General features: G+C 71.2%; 21 protein-coding genes. 10 read left to right on the top strand and 11 right to left on the bottom strand.

Annotated features, from left to right (window positions below; genetic code table 11):
* The first annotated feature begins 2 nt into the window (after nucleotides 1-2).
* The 7 genes from ACIBK4_RS21660 to ACIBK4_RS21690 are packed head-to-tail and all read left to right on the top strand — an operon-like array spanning nucleotide 3 to nucleotide 8,693.
* Nucleotides 3-1,256: a hypothetical protein gene (locus ACIBK4_RS21660; protein WP_398996494.1), complete on the top strand. Its 1,254-nt coding sequence runs from the start codon at nucleotides 3-5 to the stop codon at nucleotides 1,254-1,256.
* A complete protein-coding gene (locus tag ACIBK4_RS21665) occupies nucleotides 1,253-3,985 on the top strand; it encodes a GTPase-associated protein 1-related protein (RefSeq protein WP_398996496.1) in 2,733 nt (910 codons plus the stop codon). The genes ACIBK4_RS21660 and ACIBK4_RS21665 overlap by 4 nt, the downstream gene beginning before the upstream one ends.
* Complete coding sequence (locus tag ACIBK4_RS21670; protein ID WP_398996498.1) at nucleotides 3,982-5,586, top strand: hypothetical protein; 1,605 nt, start codon at nucleotides 3,982-3,984, stop codon at nucleotides 5,584-5,586. Before ACIBK4_RS21665 ends, ACIBK4_RS21670 begins: the two co-directional genes overlap by 4 nt.
* Nucleotides 5,583-5,708 (top strand): hypothetical protein, encoded by a 126-nt coding sequence (locus tag ACIBK4_RS21675; RefSeq protein WP_398996500.1) that lies wholly within the window; start codon nucleotides 5,583-5,585, stop codon nucleotides 5,706-5,708. Before ACIBK4_RS21670 ends, ACIBK4_RS21675 begins: the two co-directional genes overlap by 4 nt.
* A 52-nt stretch (nucleotides 5,709-5,760) precedes the next feature.
* The gene (locus ACIBK4_RS21680; RefSeq protein ID WP_366430176.1) at nucleotides 5,761-6,429 is read left to right on the top strand and encodes a tellurium resistance protein; all 669 of its coding nucleotides are present in this window, start codon (nucleotides 5,761-5,763) and stop codon (nucleotides 6,427-6,429) included.
* On the top strand, nucleotides 6,423-7,355 hold the full coding sequence (locus tag ACIBK4_RS21685) for a PP2C family serine/threonine-protein phosphatase (protein WP_398996502.1): 933 nt from the start codon (nucleotides 6,423-6,425) through the stop codon (nucleotides 7,353-7,355). Before ACIBK4_RS21680 ends, ACIBK4_RS21685 begins: the two co-directional genes overlap by 7 nt.
* Nucleotides 7,356-8,693, top strand: a complete 1,338-nt coding sequence (locus ACIBK4_RS21690; protein WP_398996504.1) for a protein kinase — start codon at nucleotides 7,356-7,358, stop codon at nucleotides 8,691-8,693.
* Between the two features lie 76 nt (nucleotides 8,694-8,769).
* Here the strand turns inward: ACIBK4_RS21690 and ACIBK4_RS21695 are convergent, their stop codons facing one another.
* From ACIBK4_RS21695 to ACIBK4_RS21720, 6 genes are all read right to left on the bottom strand, one after another.
* Complete coding sequence (locus ACIBK4_RS21695) at nucleotides 8,770-9,093, bottom strand: hypothetical protein (RefSeq protein WP_398996506.1); 324 nt, start codon at nucleotides 9,091-9,093, stop codon at nucleotides 8,770-8,772.
* 26 nt (nucleotides 9,094-9,119) lie between these two features.
* Nucleotides 9,120-10,616: a hypothetical protein gene (locus ACIBK4_RS21700; protein ID WP_398996508.1), complete on the bottom strand. Its 1,497-nt coding sequence runs from the start codon at nucleotides 10,614-10,616 to the stop codon at nucleotides 9,120-9,122.
* A gap of 236 nt (nucleotides 10,617-10,852) precedes the next feature.
* Complete coding sequence (locus tag ACIBK4_RS21705) at nucleotides 10,853-11,500, bottom strand: DsbA family protein (RefSeq protein WP_398996510.1); 648 nt, start codon at nucleotides 11,498-11,500, stop codon at nucleotides 10,853-10,855.
* Nucleotides 11,501-11,555: 55 nt separating this feature from the next.
* Entirely contained in the window at nucleotides 11,556-12,179 is a 624-nt protein-coding gene (locus ACIBK4_RS21710) for a TIGR03086 family metal-binding protein (RefSeq protein WP_398996512.1), read from the bottom strand.
* 25 nt (nucleotides 12,180-12,204) lie between these two features.
* Nucleotides 12,205-13,227 (bottom strand): ketopantoate reductase family protein, encoded by a 1,023-nt coding sequence (locus tag ACIBK4_RS21715; protein WP_398996514.1) that lies wholly within the window; start codon nucleotides 13,225-13,227, stop codon nucleotides 12,205-12,207.
* A gap of 93 nt (nucleotides 13,228-13,320) precedes the next feature.
* On the bottom strand, nucleotides 13,321-13,869 hold the full coding sequence (locus ACIBK4_RS21720) for a DUF1697 domain-containing protein (protein ID WP_398996516.1): 549 nt from the start codon (nucleotides 13,867-13,869) through the stop codon (nucleotides 13,321-13,323).
* Nucleotides 13,870-14,135: 266 nt separating this feature from the next.
* On the opposite strand from ACIBK4_RS21720, the gene ACIBK4_RS21725 reads away from it, so the two are divergent.
* Nucleotides 14,136-16,382, top strand: coding sequence for an MMPL family transporter (locus tag ACIBK4_RS21725; protein ID WP_398996518.1), 2,247 nt, complete (start codon nucleotides 14,136-14,138; stop codon nucleotides 16,380-16,382).
* Between the two features lie 85 nt (nucleotides 16,383-16,467).
* Here the strand turns inward: ACIBK4_RS21725 and ACIBK4_RS21730 are convergent, their stop codons facing one another.
* On the bottom strand, nucleotides 16,468-17,229 hold the full coding sequence (locus ACIBK4_RS21730; protein WP_398996520.1) for an SDR family oxidoreductase: 762 nt from the start codon (nucleotides 17,227-17,229) through the stop codon (nucleotides 16,468-16,470).
* Between the two features lie 187 nt (nucleotides 17,230-17,416).
* Between ACIBK4_RS21730 and ACIBK4_RS21735 the strand changes: the two genes are divergently transcribed.
* The gene (locus ACIBK4_RS21735; protein ID WP_398996522.1) at nucleotides 17,417-18,280 is read left to right on the top strand and encodes a helix-turn-helix transcriptional regulator; all 864 of its coding nucleotides are present in this window, start codon (nucleotides 17,417-17,419) and stop codon (nucleotides 18,278-18,280) included.
* Nucleotides 18,281-18,315: 35 nt separating this feature from the next.
* A complete protein-coding gene (locus tag ACIBK4_RS21740) occupies nucleotides 18,316-18,573 on the top strand; it encodes an aldo/keto reductase (protein ID WP_398997287.1) in 258 nt (85 codons plus the stop codon).
* Nucleotides 18,574-18,594: 21 nt separating this feature from the next.
* On the opposite strand, the gene erm is transcribed toward ACIBK4_RS21740, so the two are convergent.
* The 4 genes from erm to ACIBK4_RS21760 all read right to left on the bottom strand — a co-directional run bounded on the left by erm (nucleotide 18,595) and on the right by ACIBK4_RS21760 (nucleotide 22,862).
* Entirely contained in the window at nucleotides 18,595-19,374 is a 780-nt protein-coding gene (gene erm / locus ACIBK4_RS21745; RefSeq protein ID WP_398996524.1) for an ErmE/ErmH/ErmO/ErmR family 23S rRNA (adenine(2058)-N(6))-methyltransferase, read from the bottom strand.
* A gap of 415 nt (nucleotides 19,375-19,789) precedes the next feature.
* Nucleotides 19,790-21,073 (bottom strand): ABC transporter substrate-binding protein, encoded by a 1,284-nt coding sequence (locus ACIBK4_RS21750; RefSeq protein ID WP_398996526.1) that lies wholly within the window; start codon nucleotides 21,071-21,073, stop codon nucleotides 19,790-19,792.
* A complete protein-coding gene (locus ACIBK4_RS21755; protein ID WP_398996528.1) occupies nucleotides 21,073-21,906 on the bottom strand; it encodes a carbohydrate ABC transporter permease in 834 nt (277 codons plus the stop codon). Before ACIBK4_RS21755 ends, ACIBK4_RS21750 begins: the two co-directional genes overlap by 1 nt.
* Nucleotides 21,907-21,926: 20 nt before the next feature.
* Nucleotides 21,927-22,862, bottom strand: coding sequence for a carbohydrate ABC transporter permease (locus tag ACIBK4_RS21760; RefSeq protein ID WP_398996530.1), 936 nt, complete (start codon nucleotides 22,860-22,862; stop codon nucleotides 21,927-21,929).
* Nucleotides 22,863-22,970: the final 108 nt, after the last annotated feature.

A 22,970-nucleotide genomic window follows, 5' to 3' on the forward strand; every position in this document is an offset into this window, starting at 1 on the left:
CCATGACGACCGTCATCTGCCCCTACTGCTTCGCCCGTACCTCGGCGGCCAAGCTGCCCTACCGGTGTCTGATGACCCCGAGCGGGGTCCGCGGCGGCACGCCCTGCGGGCCCGAACGGGACGACGTCTGGGCCGGGTTCGTGGGTCCCGGCATGAATCCGGCGGCCCTGCTGCGAGGGCCGGTGTTCGCCCCGGCACGCGGGATGGGCGCGCTGGCGTCCGGGCTGCGCCCCGGCTCCGGCAGCAGCGTGCCGTGCCCGGACTGCGGGGTGACGACCACGGTCCGGGTCTGCGCGTCGTGCCACAGCGATCTGCCCAGCGACTACTGCGACCAGGACAGCCGGATCATCGCGCTGGTCGGCGCGAAGGCCTCCGGTAAAAGTACGTATGTGTCCGTGCTGGTCAACGAGTTGAACCAGCGGGTCGGGCAGGCCTATCACGCCTCGCTGGCCGCGATGGGGCAGTCCACGCAGCAGCGGGACCGGGAGATGGCGGAGGACCTGTACGAGCGGCTGCGGCTGCCCGACGCGACCCGTCCGGCGGCGCTCGGCTTCAACGACCCGCTGCTGTACCGGCTCAGCGTGCCCCGCCGCAGCAGACTCGGCAACGGCACCCGGCACACCACGCTGGTCTTCTTCGACGCGGCGGGCGAGGACCTCGCGGGCGCCGAGGCGATGGACCGGTACACGCGCTATCTCAGCGCGGCCGACGGCATCATCCTGCTCGTGGACCCGCTCCAACTCGGTTCCGTGCGCGACCGGTTGCCGCTCCAGGACGGTCCGCCGCTGCCCATGGTGGAGACACCGCCGCAGCAGATCGCAGCGGATCTGGCGGCCCAGTTGCGCGCCCACGGCAAGGGCGGTTCGCGCGGCCGGGTGAGCACGCCGATCGCGGTGGCGGTGACGAAGACGGACATGCTGAAGCCGCTGCTCGACGCGCACTCGCCGGTGCTGCGCAACGCCCCGCATCCGGAGGGCACGTACGACGAGGACGACCGGCTGACCGTGCACGAGGAGATCCGCTCACTGATGGCGGACTGGGACTCGGGGGCGCTGATGCGCCAACTGGAGCTGGACTTCGACCGGTTGTCGATGTTCGGGCTCTCGGCGCTCGGTGCGCCGCCGCCCGCCGACGCACCCGCCGACGTACCGAAGTCGGGGCCGCAGCCGGTGCGGGTGGAGGATCCGCTGCTGTGGCTGCTGGCGCTGCGCGGGGTGCTGCCGGTCCGTACCGCCGGGAAGGGGCGAGTCAAGTGACCCTGGCCCAGCTGCACTACACCTCGGCGCCGCCCGGTCCCGACGGCTCCGGGTTCCGCTTCACCGCGGTCAGCGCGGGCGTTCCGCAGGGGCTGTTGCGGGAGGCCGAGCAGCTCATCGGGTACGAGCCGCCGCGCGACTGCCCGGCCCGGCCGGACGCCGAGCAGCTCAAGGGTTTCCCGAAGGCGTTCAGTTTCAGCGAACTCTCCGACGGCGGGCGGCTGTTGAGCCGATCCGTGTACATCGGCGCCGACTACAGCGGGCGGTGGGGCAACTTCCACGCGCACGCGGTCCATCTGCCGGCCGGTACCCGGCTGCCGGACGGCGTGCTGCCCATCACCGCCTGGGAGTCCCCGCGTTGGGCGGACGCGACGCCCCCGGACGGCAGGCCCGCGCCGCTCGACCGGATCGAGCCGTCCGGGCTGCTGCGCAAGGACGCGCTGGTCGCGTTCGCGGTGTCCCGGGCCGGGTGGCTCGCGCCGTTCTTCGCCGATCTGCGGGCGGTCGCGGCCGATCCCGGTGCCGGGCAGATCGTGGTGGTGGAGCACGACAGCGCCGACGTGGCCCAGTGGATCGCGCTCGCCTGCGCGGTCCTGCCCCGCGAACAGGCGCACCGGCTCACGTTCACGACCTACACCCGCCGCCCCCAACAGGCCCGCCAGCAGCTCGTCGGCGCGCTGCCGTCCTCGGAGTCGGTGGCCCACGACCACCGCTACCGCGTCCACGACTGCACCGGACAGCAGCAGCCGTCCGGGCCGGTCACCGACACCTGGGCCGAGGTGTGCGCCCGCATCTGGCGCGCGGGCCGGCCCGACCTGTTCCGCAACGCACCTGAGGACATCGGCCAGTTGGCGGCCACCGCGCTGATCGCGGGCGTCGATCTGCGCCCGGACGCCCGTGCTGCGGCGGCCCGTTGGGCGGCGGAGCACGCGGGCGCGCTGCCGGACGAGACGCTGACGGCGCTGGTCGCCGGGTTGTGCGCGGGGCCGCTGACAAGCTCGTCGGCTGCGGGTTCGGCGGGCAACGCATGCTCCTCGCCGACCACTTGGGGTTCGGCGCAGGGCACAGGGTCGGCGCAGGGTGCCCGAGGGTCGGCGCGCGACGAACACGCCTCGCCGCCCGCCCCGGACCCGGCGGACGACGAACAGGCCGCGCTCGCCGCCCTGTTGGCCCGGCTCGACGGGCAGGTACCGGCCGCGGTGTCGGCGCCGCTCGCCGCGCGGGTGCTGGCGTCGGCGGTGCTCGGCAAGGGTCCGGTGCCCATGCTGCGCGCCGGTTCGCTGACTCCGCGTGCCCATGACGACCTGGCCCGCGATCTCGCCCCCGCCCTGCGGGCCGGCCTCGCGGACCCGGCGGAGTCGCCCGCAGGCCGGCCGCTCGCGCTGCTGCGGGTCGCCGATCTGCTCGACATCGACTGTCAGGACCAACTCCCCGAGCTGGCCGGGCGGTTGGCCCGGGAGCTGGTGAGCGACACTGCGGGCGACCCGACGGGGACGCCCGAGCCGGACGGCGACCGGAGCCGGTCACGGGATCTCCGCGCACCGGGACAGCCGGGCCGGGACCAGTACACCGACCCCGTGGCCGCACCGCCCGCGCCCGGGCAACCCGCGCCCGAGGACCGTCGGCGCGACACCCGTACCGCCGTGGGCTGCCCGCCCGCGGTGCTCGACGCGGTGCACGCCCATCCCGGGTTGCGGGTGGCGTTGTTCGGGTCGCTCAATGCGCTGGCCGCCGCCGAACCGGCGGCCGTGGCACGGGCGTTGGCGGGGTCCGGGCTTCCCGTCGGGCTGCAACCCGGGTTTCCGCATCTGCGGATGTGTGTGACGCCGGTCGGGGCACGTGACCGGCTCGCGCAGTTCCACGAGGTGCTCCGCGTCGCGAGTGTCTCGTCGCTCACCGACCCTTCGGTGCTGCAAACCGCCCTGCGTCTCACCTGGCCCGGCGAGTTGCCGACGGGCCTGGAGGCGAGCCTGCTGCTGAACGAGCTGGGCTCCGACACCCACCGCGCGGCCGGCACCCGGGACCTGTTGATCGAGGCGGCCCTCGCCGCGCCCCCGGACGACCGTGACGTACCGGCGCTCGCGGTCGATCTGCTGCGCTGCTTCAGCACGGAGCTGCGGTCCGGGCAGCGGGCGGCGCTGCTTCTCCTGGAGCTGGCCGGGCTGTTGGGCACCGAGGGTGAGGGCGAGGAGTGGGTCACCAGGGTGCTGAGTCTGAAGGCCGGTGCCGCCGAGCCGGTGCCGGACCCGGTCGTCGAGCGGGCTTTCCGGGCCCTCGCGGCGCGGCTCCTCGCGGAACCGGTGCCGACCACCGAGCTGTACGCCCTCGCTCGTTCGGGTGAACCTCGGCTCCTCGCGACGTACGAAAAGGCGGGCCGTTCCGACCGGGTGGGCGACCGGCTGCGGACGTCGCCGGCGTATGTCGCCGCCCGGTTCAGCGACTGGAGCCAGTTCCCGGGAACCCATCCGGCCTGGGACGAGACCCGCAACGCCCTGCTCACGAGGGTGCTGCGGCCGATCGTGCGGGCGCTGCCCGCCGAGGACCAGACCGAGGTCGAGACGGTCCTCGGCCGCGCCGGGCGGGGCAAACTCGACGCCTATCGCGCCTGGAACCGGCCCGGCGCCCTGGGGCGTCTCGCGGGACGGCTGTCCGGCCGTGGACGGCGCGCCGACCAGGCCGACGTGTGGCCCGGGGACGTAGAACCGCCGACCGAGGGAGGCCGCCGATGACCGTCATGTCGCCGGTGGTGATGCTGGCCGTCTGGACCGGGATCATCGCGGTCGGGCTGTGCCTGGGCCGGACGCTGTGGACGTTCCTCAGGATCGGTGTGGGGGCCGTGTGGCGCGGTCTCGGACCGTGGCAGACGGGCCGCGCCGACCAGCGGGTCCCGCTCGTCGGCCCGGGCGCCGAACCGGCCCATCTCGGTTACTACTGGCGGCAGTTGTGGGTCGACGCGTGGTCGGCCGGCGTCTACGGCTTGCGGGTCGTGTGGACGGCGTTCTCCGATCCGTGGCTGCACCGGACCGTACGGAACCTGTTCCGCGGCCGTCACCCGTCGGGCCGTCGCGGCCGGGCGCCGATCAACCGCATCGGGTACGTCGTCCTCGTGGCGCCCGGCACCTTCGTGGGCGCGCTGCTCGGCGCGGTCCTCGCCACCGTCCTGCTCGGTGTGTCCCTGCTGTTCCTCGGGCTGCTGGTCGGCCTGGTGTGGCTGGGCTGCGCGACGGCGGTCCCGGTGCTGCGCGGGGTGGAGCGCGGCTGGGCGCTGACGCGCGGCATCCGCGTCAAGTGTCCCTATCCGGGCTGCTATCGGCCGGTCCCGCTGGCCGTGCACCGCTGCCCGGGCTGCCGGAAACAGCACAGTGCGCTACGGCCCGGACGGTACGGCGTGCTGGGGCACGCCTGTGTGTGCGGGCAGCGGCTGCCCACGACCCGGCTCGCGGGGCGCGGCAAGCTCACGGCGCTCTGTCCGCACTGCGACCGGGTGCTGCCCGAGACGGTGGGCGCCACCCGGGTCGTGCACGCCCCGCTGGTCGGCGGCACCTCTTCCGGGAAGACGATGCTGATGGCGGCCATGGTCGAGGGTCTGCACGCCTGGGCCCGGCACGGCGATCTGAGCGTGGAGTACGCCTCCGCCGACGACCGCCGCACCTTCAACGACCTCAACCAGGAGCTGAACAGCACCGGTTGGGCCCACGCCACGACCGGCGGCCAGCCGCGCGCCCTGATGCTGACGGTGACCCGCGGCCGACGACGCCGACTGCTGTACCTCTACGACCCGATGGGCGAGTCGGTGAGCGACGCCGAACGGGTGCGCGCCCAGAAGTACTTGGAGCACACGGACGGTGTCGTCCTGGTCGCCGACGTACTGGCCGACCTCAAGGTGCGCGGGCGGCTCGGCACCGAGGACGCCGAACGGGCCGGTGCGGCCCGCCCCTCGACGCAGGGCCCGTGGGAGACGTACCAGCGGCTCACGGGCGAGCTGAACGCGCTGACCGGACGGCGGCGCGGGCGGCTGTCCGTGGCCACCGTCGTCACCAAGCGGGACGTCCTGGACCAGCTGGTCACCCTGCCGGTGCCGGGCGCGCGGGTCGATTCCTGGCTGGCGGAGATCGGCCTCGGCGGACTCGTCCGGGCCCTCGGGCACGACTTCAAGGAGGCCCGCTACTGGGCGGTGAGCGCGCACGCGGCCACCGGCACCGGACCGCTGGAGAGCGAGCAACGCCGGGCCGCGGAACCGGTGTTGTGGCTGCTCGCCGCCTCCGGACTGAAGACCGCCGCGCTCAGCGCGCCCGGCGCCGAACCGGAGAAGAGGTACACCCCGGCATGACGAAGGTGACCCCACCGATCGCGCACGGACGCAGGCTGCTGGCAGGCCTGTTCGTCACCTCTCTGGTGCTCACGGCGGCCACCGTGGCCTACGTGGCCTCTCTGTTCCTCCCCCTCTCATAGCCTCCCCACCTCACAGAAAGGACACGGAGTGAGCGACATTCCCGGCGGGCCCATGGCGAACCGGCCGGTCCACTTCATCTGGCTGCTCGACTGCTCGTACTCGATGCAGGGTGAGAAGATCGCCCGGCTCAACTACGCGATCAGAGAAGCGATTCCGGAGATGCGGTCAGTGGCGCACGACAACCCGGCGGCCCAACTGCTGCTGCGGACGGTCACGTTCTCCACCACGGCCCAGTGGCACCACCAAACCCCCGTCCCCGTCGACGACTTCACCTGGCAGGACGTCGAGGTGGACGGCATGACCAACCTCGGCGAGGCCCTGCACGTGGTCTCGCGCGAGCTGCAGAGCCCGCCGATGCCGCAGCGCGCGCTGAAGCCGGTGCTGGCGCTGGTGTCGGACGGCGGACCCACCGACGACTGGCGGGCGGGCCTCAAGGCGATCGACGCGACACCGTGGGGCCGCAAGGCGGTCCGGGTCGCGATCGCGATCGGCCACGACGCGGACCGCAGTGTGCTCCAGGAGTTCCTGGGCAACCCCGAGCTGCAGCCGCTCGACGCCAACAGCCCCAAACAGCTCGCGGCGGCGATCCGTTGGGCGTCGACGGCGGCGGTGAAGGCGGCCTCGCAGCCCGTCGCGGGCGACGCGAACGCGCCGACCCTCACCAAGCAGCCGTACGCTCCGCCGGTCATCGACGACGACGATGACGACGACGTGTGGTGACGCTCGGGGTACGACGGTGGGAGACGCTGTCCGGGAGCGTGCAGGGCGTCGGAAAGAAGCGCAACCAGGACTGGTTCACGTGCCAGGGCACCGGTTCCGGCGCTGACCCGCTGCTGCTGGCGGTGGCCGACGGACACGGCTCGGCCGCCCATGCCCGCAGCGAGATCGGCGCGCGCATCGCCGTGGACCGGTTCGTCGGCCGGGCCGAACTGTTCGCCCGCGCGGCCGTCGACTGCCATGAACCGGGCCGACTCGCCCGGCTGATGACCTATGCCCGGGACGACTTCCCGCGCGCCCTCGTCCAGGACTGGCGCGAGGCGGCCCTCGGCCACTGGGACCGCCACCGCCCGGTCGCCGACACGGGCGCACCGGAACCACGCCAGAGCGAGAAACTCCTGCTCTACGGCACGACGTTGATCGGCGCGGTCCTCACGCCGTGGCTGTTCGTGGCCTGGCAGATCGGCGACGGCGACATCGCGGTGGTCGAGCACGACGGCACGCTGAGCCGGCCACTGGCGCCCGCCGAGGAGGATCTCGGCGACGAGACGGAGTCGCTGTGCGGCCGGGAGGCGTGGAGCGCGGTGCGGATGCACTGGGCCCCGGTGTTCGACCAGTCCCGCACCCCGCGCCTGGTCGTCCTGTCGACGGACGGCCTGTCGAAGAGCTTCGCCTCGGCCGACGGCTACCGGCAGTTCGTCGAGGGCCTGGACGGCCGGCTGGCGTCGGAGGGCAGCGCGGGGGTGCGCGAGGTGCTCCCCCAGTGGCTGGAGCAGGCCTCGAAGTACTCGGGCGACGACACGACGCTGACGGCGGCGCTGCGGCACGTGTCGACGGTGACGGGCGGACCGCCGGACGGCCCGCCGGAGGCCCCGGACCCCGCGCAGGACACCCCGCCCATGGATACGGAACGGAACACGGAGACATAGATGAGCGGCATGCTCGACAGCGGTACGCGGCTGACCGCGCAGAACGGCGAAGAGATCCAGATCGTCGACATGCTGGGCGCGGGCGGCCAGGGCGAGGTGTACCGGGCCAGGACACCGGGCGGGGACAAGGCCCTGAAGTGGTACTACCCGACGTGTGCGACCGGCGAACAGGAGGCGATCGTACGGGAGTTGGTCGACCGGGACTTCGACGACGACCGGTTCCTGTGGCCCGAGGCGTATGTCCCCGCGTACAAGGGCTCGTTCGGGTACCTGATGGGGCTGCGCCCGGACCACTTCAAGGGGCTGCCCGCGCTGTTCCGGCGTCAACTGCGCACCTCACCGCGCGCGTTGCTGACGGCGTGCCTGTACACGGTGGAGGCGTACCAGGCGCTGCACTCGCGGGGCATCGCCTACCGGGACATCTCCTGGGGCAACATCTTCTTCGACCCGGACACGGGTGCCGTGCTGGTCTGCGACAACGACAACGCGGTGGTGGAGGGGGACGTCAGCGGCATCTCCGGGACGATGGAGTTCATGGCCCCGGAACTGGTCCGCGCCGAGCCGGGCGCCCGCCCCGGCACCCAGTCCGACCTGCACTCCCTCGCCGTGCTCCTGTTCATGTTCCTGATGAACCATCACCCGCTGAAGGGCAAGCGGGAGTTGGGCATCCACTGTCTCGACGAGGCGGCCGAGCGCAAGCTGTACGGCAAGAGTCCGTTGTTCGTCTTCGACCCGGCCGACGACGCGAACGCGCCGGACCCGATGGAGCACGCGACCGTGCTGGCCACCTGGAGCGCGGCGGCGGGGAAGCTCCAGGACCTGTTCCGGCGCCAGTTCACGGTCGGGCTGCACGATCCGACGGCCCGGGTCCGCGAGACGGAGTGGCGGGACGCGCTGCGGGCCGTACTGGACTCGGTCGTGGAGTGCGCCTCGTGCGGCCGGCAGAACATGACGGAGCCGGGTGAGAACCCGCCGCCGCGCGCCTGTTGGGGCTGCGGCACCCAACTCGTCCTGCCGCCGCGCCTGGTGGTGACCACTCCCCCGCCGCGCGCCGAGCACCACATCCGGCTGGGCCGGGCGGCCCGGGTCCAGGCCCACCACCTCCAGCCGGAGCCGACCCGGCACGACTGCTCGGACGCGAGCCTGGTCGCCGAACTGGTCGAACACCCCTCGAAACCGGGCCGGTTCGGCATCGCCAACCGCTCCCGGCAGACCTGGACGGGCACGCGATCCGACGGCACCTCGCAGCAGGTCGGGCCGGGTCAAACGGTGCCGCTGCGGGCGGGGCTCGAACTGGACCTCGGGGGCGGGGCGCGGGCGGTGGTCAAGGCCAAGTGAGGCCCCGGGGCGCCCTGTTGAGGCGGGGCGCCCTGTTGAGGCGGGGCGCCCTGTTGAGGCGGGGCGCCCTACCGCCTCACAGCCCGAGCGCGTGCTTCAGCTGCTCGACGAGGGCGATCCCGCCGGTGCCGGCCCCGACGCCGATGGTGATGGTCTCCAGCGCGGCGCGGATCCGGCCCCGGTTGGCGGCGCGGCCCTCTTCGCCTGCCTGGACCAACTCGCCCTGGATGACCTGCGCTTGGGGGACGAGGGTGGGGTTCTCACCGCGCAGCCGGTCGACGAGCTGTTCGGCGATGCGCACCACGTCGGCCGCGTCCGTGCCGTTGTTGATCTCGATCCGGCCGTGGTCCCCGAAGTTGGACGGCCCACTGATGTTGCCGTTGAAATTGTACGTGCTCATGTGCCCGCTCCTGTTCCGTGCCCGGTTCACGGCGGGGGCTGTGGTGCCCCGCCCTGCCCCGAACCCCCCTGTCCCTGCTGCCCGTTCATGTTGATCTGGCCGTGGTTGCCGAAGTTGCTGTTGCCCGTGATGTCCCCGGAGATGTTGTAGGTCTGTGTGCTGATGTTGGCCTGTGCCTTGTCGAAGGAACTGGTGTCGACATGGTGGGCCTTGAGGAACTTCTCGGTGGCGACGAGCACACCGCCCTGGAGCCGGAAGAGGAAGTCCTGGGAGTCGATGCGCTCCGCGTAGCCCGCCTCGGCCCAGTCCCCGATCCGCTCGCGCAGGCTGTCGGTCGCACCGACGTCCTGGATGACGTGGTGGTCCTGGATCTCCCGCCGCCGCTCCGCCATGAACTTCTCGCGGTTCCGCCGCGCTCGGCGCAGCGCCCGCAACCGCCCGACGGCGCCCCGGAGTTCGGGCCAGGTACGCGCGTTGGCGTACCGGAAGAGGCTCCACCAGCGCTTGGAAGGGGTCACGGGCAGGCGGTCCACCAGGTGGAAACGCCCGCTCAGCGGCGGGATCGCGTACGCGGCGACCTCCCAGGTGAGGCTGGGCCCGCTGAGGATCGCCCGCAGGTACATGGAGACGATGATCCGCCCGCCGTCTCCGACCCGCTCCAGGCACAGATGGGTCCGCATCCCGGCGCCCGGGCTCTGCACACCGGCCTGCACCAGTTGGCTGGGGATCTTCGGAAGGGGGCGCGCGGTGCGGTCGGGCAGCAGTTCCGGCAGCATGAAGGCGTTGCTGCCGAGGACGTAGAGCCGGTTCTTGGTGCGCAGTCCGTCGAGGCCGGAGAGGGCCTCCATCTCCTTGGCCACATAGGTGTGGAGCTCGACGGCGTCGAAGGGGCGGATGGTGAGTTTGCCGCCTTGCGGCGCGTCGGCCGGCTTGCTGACGTCGATCGGCTGCCAGACGACTTCCTTGATCTTCCTGCCGCTGCCGACGAACGGGTTGGTGAGGGCCGCCGCGTCGGCGTACGGCAGCACGTTGGCCCGCTTGTTCGCGTGCTCCTGCAGCCAGGCCTCCGCCGCCGCGTCCACCGGTGGGGCCAGTTCCTCCACCTTGTCGGGGTTGCGGAACACCTCCTGCGCCGCCTCGCGGGCCTGGGCCTCCGCATGGTGGACGAGCCACCACGAGGCGCCGAGGACGATGACGGGACCGTAGAGGCCCACCAGGGCGACCGAGCCGAGGCCGTTCGCGAGTCCCCAGAGCGCCACCAGCAGCGAGGCGCCGAACGCCGCGCCGAGCCAGGCGAGTTGGCGGTCCAGGGCCGCACGGCGCAGCACGGCGACGCGCGCGTGCCGGGCGAGCGCGACCAGGTTGATGCCGAGCGTGAGGCCCAGGGCGTTGAACCGGTCCCCGGTGAGCTCCTCGTCGACCTCGCGGGCGAACTCCTCGTCGAGATGGACCGACGCGCACAGCCGTCGGGTCACCCCGTCCTTGCGGTACTGCGGCAACGACGGTAGGACTCTCCCCGCCACGGTGACCTGCCCTTCCGTCCGAACTCGCGCACTTCACCCTAGGGACAACAAGCCTGTTTTGTCCCGGAGTTAGGCGAGTCGGCGGGGTGACGGTCGCAGGGCGTGCGGGGGTCGTCCGGTTTCCGGCACTCCCCTGTGATGTCGGACCCCGGACGACCGTCCGCGCAGCGGCCCCCGGCAGGCAGGTGCCTTTACGGGGGGCCGCTTTCTGTACTGCGCCTCGTCCGGCGTTCTTGTCACTCCCCCGTCACACCGGGTCGGTCCTCGGAGCCGAAGGACAGCCCTCCGGTACGGGCCCGCTTCAGCTCGAAGAAGTCGGGGTACGTGGCCAACACCCGGAAACTGTCGAAGAGTTCGGCCGCCTTCGCACCGCGCGGAATGGCCCGCAGCACCGGCCCGAACCACACCGTTCCGTCCACGTGCAGGGTCGGTGTCCCCACATACCCGCCCGACTCCTCCTCGACGCCCGCCTCGTGACTGCGGCGCACGGCGTCGTCGTACGACGGATCGTGGGCGGCGTCGGCCAGTTCGGCGGGGAGGCCGAGTTCGGCGAGGGACTCGGCGATGACGGCGTCGAAGTCGTCGTGGCGCCGCTCGTGGATGCGGACGCCGAAGGCGGTGTAGAGGTCGCGCAGGACCTTGTCGCCCTGCTGTGCCGCGGCGGCGACGGCGACGCGTACCGGGCCGATCGACTTGTCGACCAACTCGCGGTACCAGTCGGGGAGTTCGTTGCCGATGTTGTGGAGGTAGAGGCTCATCGCGTGGAAGCGGAGGTCGAGCGGGCGCTCGCGCTCGACCTCCAGCAGCCAGCGGGAGGTGATCCACGCGAAGGGGCAGGCGGGGTCGAAGTAGAAGTCGACGCGGACCGGGTTGTCGTGACTCATACGGACCACGCTAACCGTCGATTAGGCCGAGCGCTCGACCCAATACGGCACTCTCTCACTGGTCCACTTTGCCCAGGGCCTGTTGCCGAGGATTCCGCCCGCCGGCCGCGAGGGCGCGGTCGAAGACGGGGGCATCGGCCGCCACCGGCACCGGGTCGGCGAAGCCGTCGTACTGGCGGTAGAGGTCGCCGTGCTTCTCGACCACGGCGAGGACCAGGCGGGCCGCGCCCTCCGAGACGCGGTACGTCTGACCGGTGGCCGTGGCGACGTCCCAGCCGTGCACCGCCAGCTCCTTGATGATCATCGAGGCGAGTTCGTCGGCGGGCATCTTCGCCATGCCGAGGTCGACCTCTCCCTCCCACACCGCCGGGTCGGCCCAGGCGGCGACGGCCCGGTCCAGCTGGGCGGCGTAGGCCTGTGCCCAGTCCGGATCGGCGGTGAAGTCGCGCGCGGTCAGCTCCTCGGAGAGCTGCTTGCGCAGCGCACGGTGCTCCAGGCCGTGCGAGGTGTAGAGGACCCAGTGATTGACCATCGTGCGGACGTCCCAGTCGGGGCAGTGCGTGGGGTCGTCGAGCTGTGCCGAGGTGACGCCGCGCGCGACGCGGGCCGCCTCGGCGGCGCATTCGATCATGTAGGGGTGCAGGTCGTTCGGGTGCGGGTGCTCGTCGTGGTTGCTCATGGCTCCCACGCTAGGGAGCCGGTCGTCAGGACTCTTGAACAAACGCGACAGCCTCGTCGGCGAGGCGGAGCAGCTCGCCGAACGGCAGCGACCTGGGCGCCCTGCGCTCGCGCGCGAACTCGTTCGCGAGCCGTTGCAGCAGATCGTTGAGCGGTGTAGGTACGCCGTACAGGCGGCCCAACAGCGCGATCTCGCCGTTGAGGTAGTCGGCCTCGATGGTGCCGGTGCCCCGGCTGAGCGACTGCCAGGAGGAGCCGCCGCCGCGCGGGGTGCCGTCGATCTCCACCAGCCGGATCCTGTCGCCGCGCACCGCCTTCTCCTCCTCGGGGCTCGCGTACGCGATACCGGCCGTGTCGAGCACGGCCACGCCCTCGTCCCGCACCCGCCCGTAGAACGCCAGGTGGTCCTCGGTGTCGAGCACCTCGACGACCGCCTCGATCGCGTTGACGAGGTTGCTGAGCAGCTTGGCGTACTGCCAGCGCGCCACGTCCGGCACGACCGGCGCCTCGAACCTCGCCTTCTCCAGATCGGCGGCGATCAGCCGGGCGGTCTCGTCCGTGCCGTGCGGGTGGCGGCCGAGGTGCAGCATGCCGGTGAGCGGGGTGCCCTCGGCGGCGACCACACCCGGCTCGACGAAGGTCGCGGGCAGCCAGACGCAGACGCCGTAGACCCGCCGGAAGCGGCGCAGCGCCAGTCGCTGGCTCTCCACCCCGTTCTGCGCGCAGACGACCGGCAGCCGCTCGGCGGCCGTACCGCCGCCGGCGACCGGCACCGGACCCCAGACCGCGAGCGCGGCCTCGCTGTCCTGCGTCTTGACGGCGAGCACGAGCACGTCGTCGGTCCTCAACTCGCCCAGTTCGGCGGGCCCTTCGACGACCGGCAAGCGATACGTCGACTCCCCCTCCGGCACCTTGAGCCGCAGCCCGTGCTCGGCCAGCGCCGCCCGCTGCGCACCCCGTGCGACCAGTACGACCTCGCACCCCGCCCCGGCCAGCCGACCACCGATGGTCCCGCCGACCGCCCCTGCTCCGATGATGATGTAGCGCATACCCAGGAGCCTCGCACAGCTACGTGTAGCTGCCATTGACAATCTCGTTAACTCTCCACCGGGCCGCTCGCGGGCGCCGCGCCGAGATCGCGCTCAACTCCCGGTCAGCTCCACGAGTTTGAGGACCGTGTTCCAGTTGCGGGACGTCGCGATCAGCCCCTTGTTGAGCCGCGGCCGGGAGAGTTCCGCGGCGAGCTTGGAGCGGCCGAGGCCGTCGGGGGCGTAGAGGTACAGGGCGCGGTCCCCGAGGCGGAACTCCTCGGGCAGGTACGCGACTTGGTCGATGTCCGCGAAACGGTCCTCGGCGACCGGCGCCGAGTAGTAGGTGACGTGGAGCTGCTTGCCCTCCAACTCGGCGGCCGGGAAAGGGCAGTTGTCGGCGATCGCCTTGAGGTAGGCGTGGTCGCGGACGATGACGTCGACCGTGAAGCCGAACCGCTTCTCGATCGCCCGCGCGAGTTCCGCCGCGAGGGACTCCTCGTCGCCGCGGCCGCTCGCGAACACGGCCTGGCCGCTCTGCAGATACGTGCGGACGCCGTCGTGTCCGAGGCCTTCGAGGAGCGTGCGCAGCTCGGCCATCGGGAGTTTCTTGTTGCCGCCCACGTTGATTCCGCGCAGGAGCGCCGCATACGTCGTCGTCATCCGCACACCATAAAGCGGCCCTCCCGCCCCGGGCGGGTGGGCACGGACCGACACCTCCCGCACCCTGATCACCACCCCCGAGCCGCCCCGATAGATGTAAGGGCCCGCCGTCCTCCCCAGTGGTGAGGAGCTGCGGTCCGTGCGGAGGAGCCGGGCGCCCGGTACTTCACCGGTCAGCACGAGGAGACGCTCTTATCCCGCACATACCTTCGAACCATGAGGTGGCGGCAGGGGGCTGTCACCGTGCACAAGGGGGCAAGCCCGTCATGGGGAACGGAGATTCGCGGGTACGGGGGCTCGCCGCCCGGGCCGGCGGCTGGAGCGCCCGGCACCGCTGGGCCGCGGTCGGCATCTGGGTGCTGTTCGTGGTGCTGGCGATGGGGATCGGTTCGGCTGCGGGCCGTGTCGACGTCGACGAGAGCGACCAGCTGAAGGGCGAGACGCACACCGCCGCCACGATCATCGACGACGCCGGGATCAAGGAACCAGCCGGTGAGACCATCCTGATCCAGTCGAAGGACGCGTCGGTCACGTCCACCGACAGCGAGTTCCGCTCCACGGTCACCGCGGTCGTCAAGGCCGTCGAGGGGACCGGCCGGGTCACGGACGTGACCTCGCCGTACGACACGAAGACGATCTCGAAGGACGGCCGGAGCGCGCTCGTCCAGTTCGACATGCGCGGCGACGCGGACACCGCCGGCGACCGGGTGGAGCCGGTGCTGAAGGCCGTCGCCGGGGTGCAGAAGGACCACGGCTCGCTGCGGATCGAGGAGATCGGCAGCGCGAGCATGGCGAAGCAGTACTCCGACGCGTTCGGCAACGACTTCAAGAAGGCCGAGTACTCCGCCGTACCCGTGGCCTTCGGCATCCTGCTGATCGCCTTCGGCGCGCTGGTGGCGGCGCTGCTGCCGGTGGCGCTGGCCCTCACGGCGATCATCGCGACGATGGGCCTGATGGGTCTGGTCAGCCACATCCAGCCGATGAGCGACACCGCCAACTCGGTCATGCTGCTCGTGGGGTTGGCCGTGGGCGTCGACTACTGCCTGTTCTATCTGCGCCGCGAACGCGAGGAGCGCGAGGCCGGCCGGGATGCCGGGGCCGCGCTGCGGATCGCCGCCGCGACCAGTGGCCGCGCGATCATCGTCTCCGGTGTCACGGTGTGCGTGGCGATGGCGGGCATGCTGTTCACCGGGCTCGCCGAGTTCGAGGCGATGGGCCTGGCCTCGCTGATGGTCGTCGCGGTCGCCATGGTCGGCTCGGTGACCGTACTGCCCGCGCTGCTCTCGCTGTTGGGCGAGCGGGTCGAGAAGGGCCGTATCCCGTTCCTGCGCCGGCGTGGTCGCCGGGGCAATGGGGAGAGCCGGTTCTGGACCGCCGTACTGAAGCGCGTCCTCGCCAAGCCCCTCGTCTCCGTGCTCGTCGCGGCCGGCGCGCTGCTCGCGATCGCCGCTCCGGCCGTCGGCATGAAGACCGAAAACCTCACCCTGGACCAGGAGTTCGGCAACTCCCTCCCGATCGTGGGGACTTACAACCGCGTCAACGACGCCTTCCCCGGCGGCTCCGATCCGGCCGAGGTGGTCGTCAAGGCCAAGGACATCAACGCACCTGACGTCAAGCAGGCGTTGGCCGACTTCAAGGCGCGGGCGGTCAGTTCGGGTGCCTCGCGCGGCCCGGTCGACATCAAGCTGCACGACGCGCAGAACGTCGCCTTCGTCTACGTCCCGCTCGTCGGCGGCTCGGACCAGGACAAGGCCGCGAAGAGCCTGGAGAAACTGCGCGACGAGGTACGCCCCGCCACCCTCGGCAAGGTCGACGGCGTCCAGGCGCCGATCACCGGAAACGTCGCGGGATCGAAGGACTTCAACGACCAACTCCTGGGCTCCGTCGTCCCGGTGTTCGCGTTCGTGGTGGTCTTCGCCTTCCTGCTGATGCTGCTCTCGTTCCGCTCGCTCACGGTCGCGATCACCTCGATCGTCCTCAACCTCCTTTCCGTGGGCGCCGCTTACGGCATCCTCGTCGCCGTCTTCCAACACGGCTGGGGCGCCTCACTGGTGGGCGCGGAGGGGGTCGGCGCGATCGTCACCTGGCTGCCGCTGTTCCTCTTCGTGATCCTGTTCGGCCTGTCGATGGACTACCACGTGTTCGTCGTCTCCCGGATCCGCGAGGCGCGGCTGCGGGGCCGGTCGACGCAGGACGCGATCCAGCACGGGGTGGTCACCACCGCCGGTGTCGTCACCAGCGCCGCCGTCATCATGGTCGCCGTCTTCGCGATCTTCGGCACGCTGTCCATGCAGTCCATGAAGCAGATGGGCGTGGGCCTCGCGGCGGCGGTCCTCATCGACGCCACGGTCATCCGGGGTGTCCTGCTGCCCGCGGTGATGGCCCTGCTCGGCGAGCGCAACTGGTACTTCCCGAAGTGGCTCCACCGCCTCCCGGACCTCACGCACGACGAGTCCCCTGAGGAGATCACACCGCCCACGGTGACGGACGAGGGTGAGCGCGTGCGGGTGTAACTCCCGTTGGCCAAGGGCCTGTTGGTACGCGCGAAGAGGTCCGCCGAGTCGCTCGACTCGGCGGACCTTCGGCACGTGCAGGATGTCAGCCTGCGCGGCCGGGCAGCATGGACAGGGCCTGCGAGCGCCGCGCGACGAGGTCGTCGTAGGTGCCGTCGCGCTCGGCCCAGCGGTGCATGAGGACGCCCTTCACGAGGACTTCGCGCGGGGTGGGGTTCTCGGAGAGCAGCTGCATGACCTCGGTGGCGAAGTCGTCGAGGGGCAGCGCGTTCGGGTTCACCTTTTTCTGGCCCGCCACGGCGACGGCCGGGGGGACGAGCTCGACGACGTCGACACCGGTGCCGTCGAGCTGCGCGCGCAGTGCCTCCGAGTAGGCGTGCACCCCGGCCTTCGAGGCGGCGTAACCGGGCATGGGCGGGAACGGCAGGAAGGCGATTCCGGAGGTGACGGTGATGAAGGTGCCGGCGCCCCGCCGGACCAGGTGGGGGGTGAAGGCGTCGACGACGCGGATGGTGCCGAGCAGGTTGGTGTCGATCGTCGTCTCCGCCGCCTCGAAGTGCGCGGGGTCGCGCAGGTCCTCCAGGAGCATGACCCCCGACATGGTCACCACGGTGTCCAGTTCGGGGTAACGGGCGAGCACGGCATCACGAGCGGCCGCGACGGAGGCGCCGTCCGTGACGTCGACGGCGAACGTGCCGAACCCTTCCCCGGCGAGTTCCGAGAGCGCCTCGGGGCTACGGCCGCCGACGGCCACGGTGCTGCCCGCCGCGGTGAACCGGCGGGCCAGCTCCCGTCCGATGCCCGAGGTGCCGCCGACGACGAGAACGGTGCGGTTGGAGAGATCCACGGGATCTTCCCTTCAGTTGAGAGCGCCGACGGCGTTCGAGCCCGACGCGGACAGCGATGTTCTCTGCCTCTTCCAGAACGGTGTCACCGCAGTCTTGGCGGTATGCGCCGGGCGTGACAGGACCCCCGTCTTCCCTGGTCCTGACAGGGCCCTCTCTGAGCCACGCGCACCGCATTACGGTGTCGGTATGAAGGACGAGGAATCCGGCAACCGGCTCGGCAGCTACCTCCGTGCCCGGCGCGAGCTGGTCTCCCCGGCGCAGGCGGGACTGCCGCCCGGCGGCAACCGCCGCGTGCCCGGCCTGCGCCGCGAGGAAGTCGCCCTGCTCGCCGGCATCAGCCCCGACTACTACCTGCGCCTGGAACGGGGACGCGACAAGAACCCCTCGCCCCAGGTGCTCGCCTCCCTCGCGCGCGTCCTGCGGCTCGACGACATCGAGCGGACGTATCTGCTCGGCCTCGCGGCGACCCGGCCCAGGACACCGCGTCGTATGCGGCCGGAGCACGTACCGGCGCGGGTGCACGAGCTGCTCGCCCACCTCCAGATCCCCGCGTTCGTCGAGGGGCGCGCGTTCGACGTCCTGGCCTCCAACTCCATGGCCGTCGCGCTCTCCCCGCGGCTGCGGCCCGGCCAGAACCGGCTGCGTTCCCTCCTCCTCGATCCCGAGGAACAGGCCTTCCAGCAGGACTGGACGAGGGCCACCGCCGATTTCATCGCCGCCCTGCGCACCACCATCGGGGACGACACCGACAACCCCCGGTTCGTCGAGCTCGTCGGCGAACTCGCCCTGTCCAGCCAGCGGTTCCGCACCCTGTGGGCCCGCCATGACGTCCGCGGTCTCGACGGCGGCACGACCACGGTCCACCACCCCGTCGTCGGTGACCTACGCCTCCACCGCGACAAACTCCCCGTCGACGACGTCATCCTCGTCGTCTACTACCCGGACAAGAACAGCGACAGCGACGAGAAACTACGGCTCCTCGCCGCCCTCTCCCACCCCGAGCCCGCCGACGCGGCCCCGGACGGCCCGGCGGACGCCCACCACTCCTGACTCTCCGGGCCTCCCCCGACTCCGGGCCGCCCGGCATCGGCCTGTCCAACGTCGCCGTCGAACAGTTCGAGGCCGCCCGCGCCGTCGTCGACATCGCCGCCATGACGGCGCACCGCCACAACACCACGGTCCAGCAGACCGCCCTGGCCTGGCACCTGCACCACTCACCGGCGACCCTGCCGATCCCGGGCACCACCAGCCCCATCCACCTCCAGGAGAACATCGCCTCCGGGACGATCCACCTGACCGCCGAGGAGGTCGGGACGATCGACGCCCTGACACCGGACGCCTGAGCAACCCCGCACTCCTGTTTTCTACGACGTCAGCTCCCGGTGCAGCCGTAGCCAGTGGTCCGGGGACACCTCGCCCACCAGGACGCGGGGATCGAGGCGCGCCGCACGGAACGCGGTGTCCACGCGGCGCCTCGGGTGGGCCCGGCGCAGCGAGGCGTGCAGGGAGCCGCCGACCCCCGAGAAGCCCAGCTCGACCAGATGCCGCCAGTCGCACAGCTCGGCCGGTTCGAGCAGCGGGGTCCGACGCCGTTCGATCCGTACGATCCCGGCGTCGACGCGCGGCACGGGACTGAACCGGCGCCGGTCGACGCGACCGACCAGCCGCCACGCGTAGCGGGGCCAGCTGCGGATCGTCAGCAGGGTCCAACTCCCGTAGTCCCCGGTGCGTTTGCGGGCGTATTCGAGCTGGGTGAGGAGGGTGGCGTCGGTGAGGGTGGGGGCGCGCAGGCACCAGTCGACGATGTCGGCGGTGCGGGAGAAGGGGACGTTTCCGGCGACGGCGAAGGGGGTGCGTGGGGGCCGGGTGTCCATGAAGTCACCGGCGACGACGCGTACTTGGGGTGTCGTGGAGAAGCGGGTGCGGAGTTTCGGTACGAGGCGGGGGTCGATCTCGTGGGCGTGCAGTTCGTGGCAGTGGGGGGCGAGTTTCGCGGTCAACGCGCCTTTTCCCGCGCCTACTTCGAGGAGGAGCGGTACGGGGTGTCCGTGCGGGACGGCCAGGCGGGCCACGTATTCGGCGGTGGCTTGGTCGGCCAGGAAGTTCTGCGAGAGCGTGCGGGAAACGGGGGTGGGGCGGGCCATGGCCTGCGGTCCTTGTCTTCCGTGACGGGCGTACGGGCAGACGAAGGCCCTGACCGGAAGTGACAGGAGGAACCGCGGGTCGCGCGTGGCGAGTTGGCGGGGGTGTCAGCGGGCGTGTGCGTGTGCGCCCGGGCCGGTCAAGGCACCGGGGCTGCGGCGGATGCGGATCGCATGCGTGCAGCTCCGGTTGAGACCGGAGTTCGTGATCGCGTTCGCGGCTGACATGTGGGGGACGCTAGGGGGTTTGGGTGGGGTGGGGCAACGGGATTTTTGTGGTGTGGGCGCCATCCGGGGAGGGGGTGCGGTTGGTTGGCGAGTGCGCGCCCGCCTGTGGGGGCTGGTCGCGCCCGCGCGGCGGAGCCGCACATCGATACAGCCCCGCGCCCCTTTGGGACGCTCCTCTGAAGGGCGCCTCTCAGCGTTGGTATCTCGCCAGTACCAAGTTGCCGTCCCGCTCCAGGCGTTGGCGTAGTTCGGCGAGGGTGATTGCTCCGCTGTAGTACTCCTGGAAGGCCGGGGTTGCCACCTTGTCCTTCCACTCGGGGTAGCCGCGTACCGACTGTGCGGGGGCCGAGACCAGGTCGGGAGCCAGTGCCGTACCCGTCGCCCAGTCGTCCTTCGTGGTGTGCAGGGCCGGGGACTTGAGAGCCTGCGTGCCGGTCGGGAGCATCCAGTCGCCCAGGGCCAGGCGGACCATGTTCTTGGGCTGGAGGAGGAAGGCGATGAACTCGGCGGCTTCCTTTTTGTGGGGGCTGTCCTCGGCGATGGAGAGGGTCTGTGGGCTGACGCCCTGGGTGAGGCCGTTGGCTCCGGCGGGGGCGGGCAGGACCTGCCAGTCGAAGCCCTTGGGGGCCTGTTGGACGATCTGTTGGCGGTAGGAGAAGCCGAGCGGGATCATCGCGTATTTGCCGCCGAAGAAGCCGGGGAGCGTGTCCGAACCGCCGCTGCCGAGGGTCGTGGGTGAGGCGCTGTGGTCCACGTTCGCCTGGTCGTGGATCGTCCGGGGGACGACCTCGTCGGCCTTGCCGAAGCGGACGGTCACCTTGCCGTCAGCGCCCCGGTGGAACAGCTCGCCGCCCGCCGACAGCGACAGGTTGAGCGTCGCGGACACCGGCTCCTTGAGCGGCCAGGCCACGCCGTACTTGCCGTTGCCGCTCAGCCGCCGGGTGATGTCCCTGAACTCGGGCCAGGTCCACGGGTGTTCGGGGGTCGGGATGCGTACGTGCGCCTTCTTCAGCCAGGTGGCGTTGGCGATGAGTACCCGCGGTTCCTGGAGGAACGGCACGCCGTAGACGCCGTCCCCGAACGTCGTCGTGTCCCAACTGCGTTGCGGGATTTCCGACTTGAGGCTGGAGGGCAGCAGGTCGCGGAGGTCGGCGAGGTAGCCGCCGTAGGCGAAGTCCGCGAGGTCGTCGGAGGCGTCGTGGATGATGTCGGGTGCCTCGCCGCCCTCGAAGGAGGTGAGGAGTTGGTCGTGGACGCTGTCCCAACTGCCCTGGACGTACTCGACCTTGACGTCCGGGTGGGTCGCGTTCCACTCCTTGACCAGTTCCTTGTTGGCGGTGACGGACTCGTCCTGCCAGGCCAGGGATTGGAAACGGAGGGTGATCCGGCCGTTCGCGGAGCCGTTCCCGCCGCCGCTCGTGCAGCCGGCGAGGAGCAGGGTCAGGATCAGGGCGAGGATCCAGCGCGGTCGCATCAGCTCTTCACCGCCCCGGTCAACATGCCTCCGGTGATGCGCCGTTGGATCAGCGCGAAGACGACGAGGGAGGGCAGGGTCGCGAGGAACGCGGCTGCGGCCAGTGGGCCCAGGTCGGCTACGCCCTCCGCGCCGATGAAGTGGGTGAGGACCACCGGGAGGGTCTGTTTCTCCGGGGTCTTGAGCAGGACCAGGGCGAAGAAGAACTCGTTCCACGCGGTGACGAACGCGAAGAGCGCCGTCGCCACGATCCCGGGCGCGAGGAGGGGCGCCGTGACCGAGACCAGCGTGCGGAGCCTCCCGGCTCCGTCGACCGCCGCCGCTTCCTCCAACTCCGGTGGTACCGCCCGGACATAGCCGACGAGCATCCACAGCGCGAACGGCAGTGACCACACCACGTAGACCAGCACCAGCCCGGCCAGGGAGTCGATCAGCCGCAGGTTCTTCAGCACCAGGAACAGCGGGATGATCACCAGCACGAACGGGAACGCCTGGCTGACCACCACCCACCCGGTCGCGGCCCGCGCGAGCAGCGTGCGGCGCCGGGCCATCACCCATGCCATCGGTGTCGCGATCACCACGGCGATCAGCGCGGCCCCGAGCGCCGCGATCAGGGAGTTCAACGCGGCGTGCAGCAGGGGCTGTTCGTCGAAGGCCTGGCGGAAGTTGGCGAGGGTGGGGTGCCTCGGGATCCAGGTGGGATGCAGACTGCCCAGCTCTCGTGGGGACTTGAACGCGGTGGAGATCAGCCAGAGGAGGGGGAAGGCGAGGAAGACGAGGTACGCGAGCAGGGCGACGTACTGGCCTGCGCGGGCGCCGGTGCTTGTCCTCATCCCTGATGTGTTGCCGGTCCTCATGAGTCGTCCCCTCCCCTCAGACGGCCTACGAGGAAGACGGCGAGGAGCACCGAGATCACCGCGACCATCACGCATCCCATCGCCGCCGCGTAGCCGAACTGGCCGTAGCGGAACGCCTCTTCGTAGGCGAAGAGCATGGGCAGCCGGGTGCGGCCGCCGGGTCCGCCGTTGGTCAGGACGTAGACCAGGGCGAACGAGTTGAAGTTCCAGATCAGGTTGAGGGCCGTGATCGCCAGCGCGACCGGTCTGAGGGCGGGCCAGGTGACCGTGCGGAAGCGGCGCCAGGCTCCGGCGCCGTCGACCGCAGCCGCCTCGTGGAGTTCGCGCGGGGTGTTCTGCAGGCCGGCGAGCAGGGCGACCGTCGTCTGGGGCATGCCGGCCCAGACGCCGACGACGATCACGGCGGGCAGCGCGGTCGTCAGGCTGCTGAGCCAGTCCCGGCCGTTGCCGAGGCCGAGGTCGTGCAGGGTCTCGTTGAGGATGCCCGCGTCCGGGTTGTAGACGATCCGCCACATGATGCCGACGACGACCTCGGGCATCGCCCACGGGACGATCGCCAGCGCCCGGGCGAGCCAGCGCATCCGTAGATCCTGGTTGAGGAGCAGGGCCAGGCCGAGGGCGAGCAGGAACTGCGGGACGGTCACGCCGACCGCCCACACCAGGCCGATCCGGAACGACTCCCAGAACAGCGTGTCGTGCAGCAGGTCCCGGAAGTTGAGACCGCCGATCCACTGGGTGGGCGCCGTGCGGCCCGACTGTGAGTCGGTGAAGGCCAGCAGGATTCCGTAGAGGAGGGGGCCGACGCTGAGCACGAGGATCGGGATGAGCGCGGGTAGGACCAGGAACCAGGCCGCGTGGTCGGGAGCTCGTCGCCGGCGGTCCCGGCTCGGCGCGCGGCTCGACGGCCTCCTCGCCTCCGTCACCAATGTCATGGAATCAGCCCCTTTGCGCGGCCCGGTCGGGCCCCGTCATGGTCGTGAACACGTCGTACCGCGTCAAGGCACCTCGCATGCCGTCCCACCTGTGCGAATGCGACACTG

This window comes from Streptomyces sp. NPDC050528, assembly GCF_044457795.1.
Classification (GTDB): Bacteria; Actinomycetota; Actinomycetes; order Streptomycetales; family Streptomycetaceae; genus Streptomyces.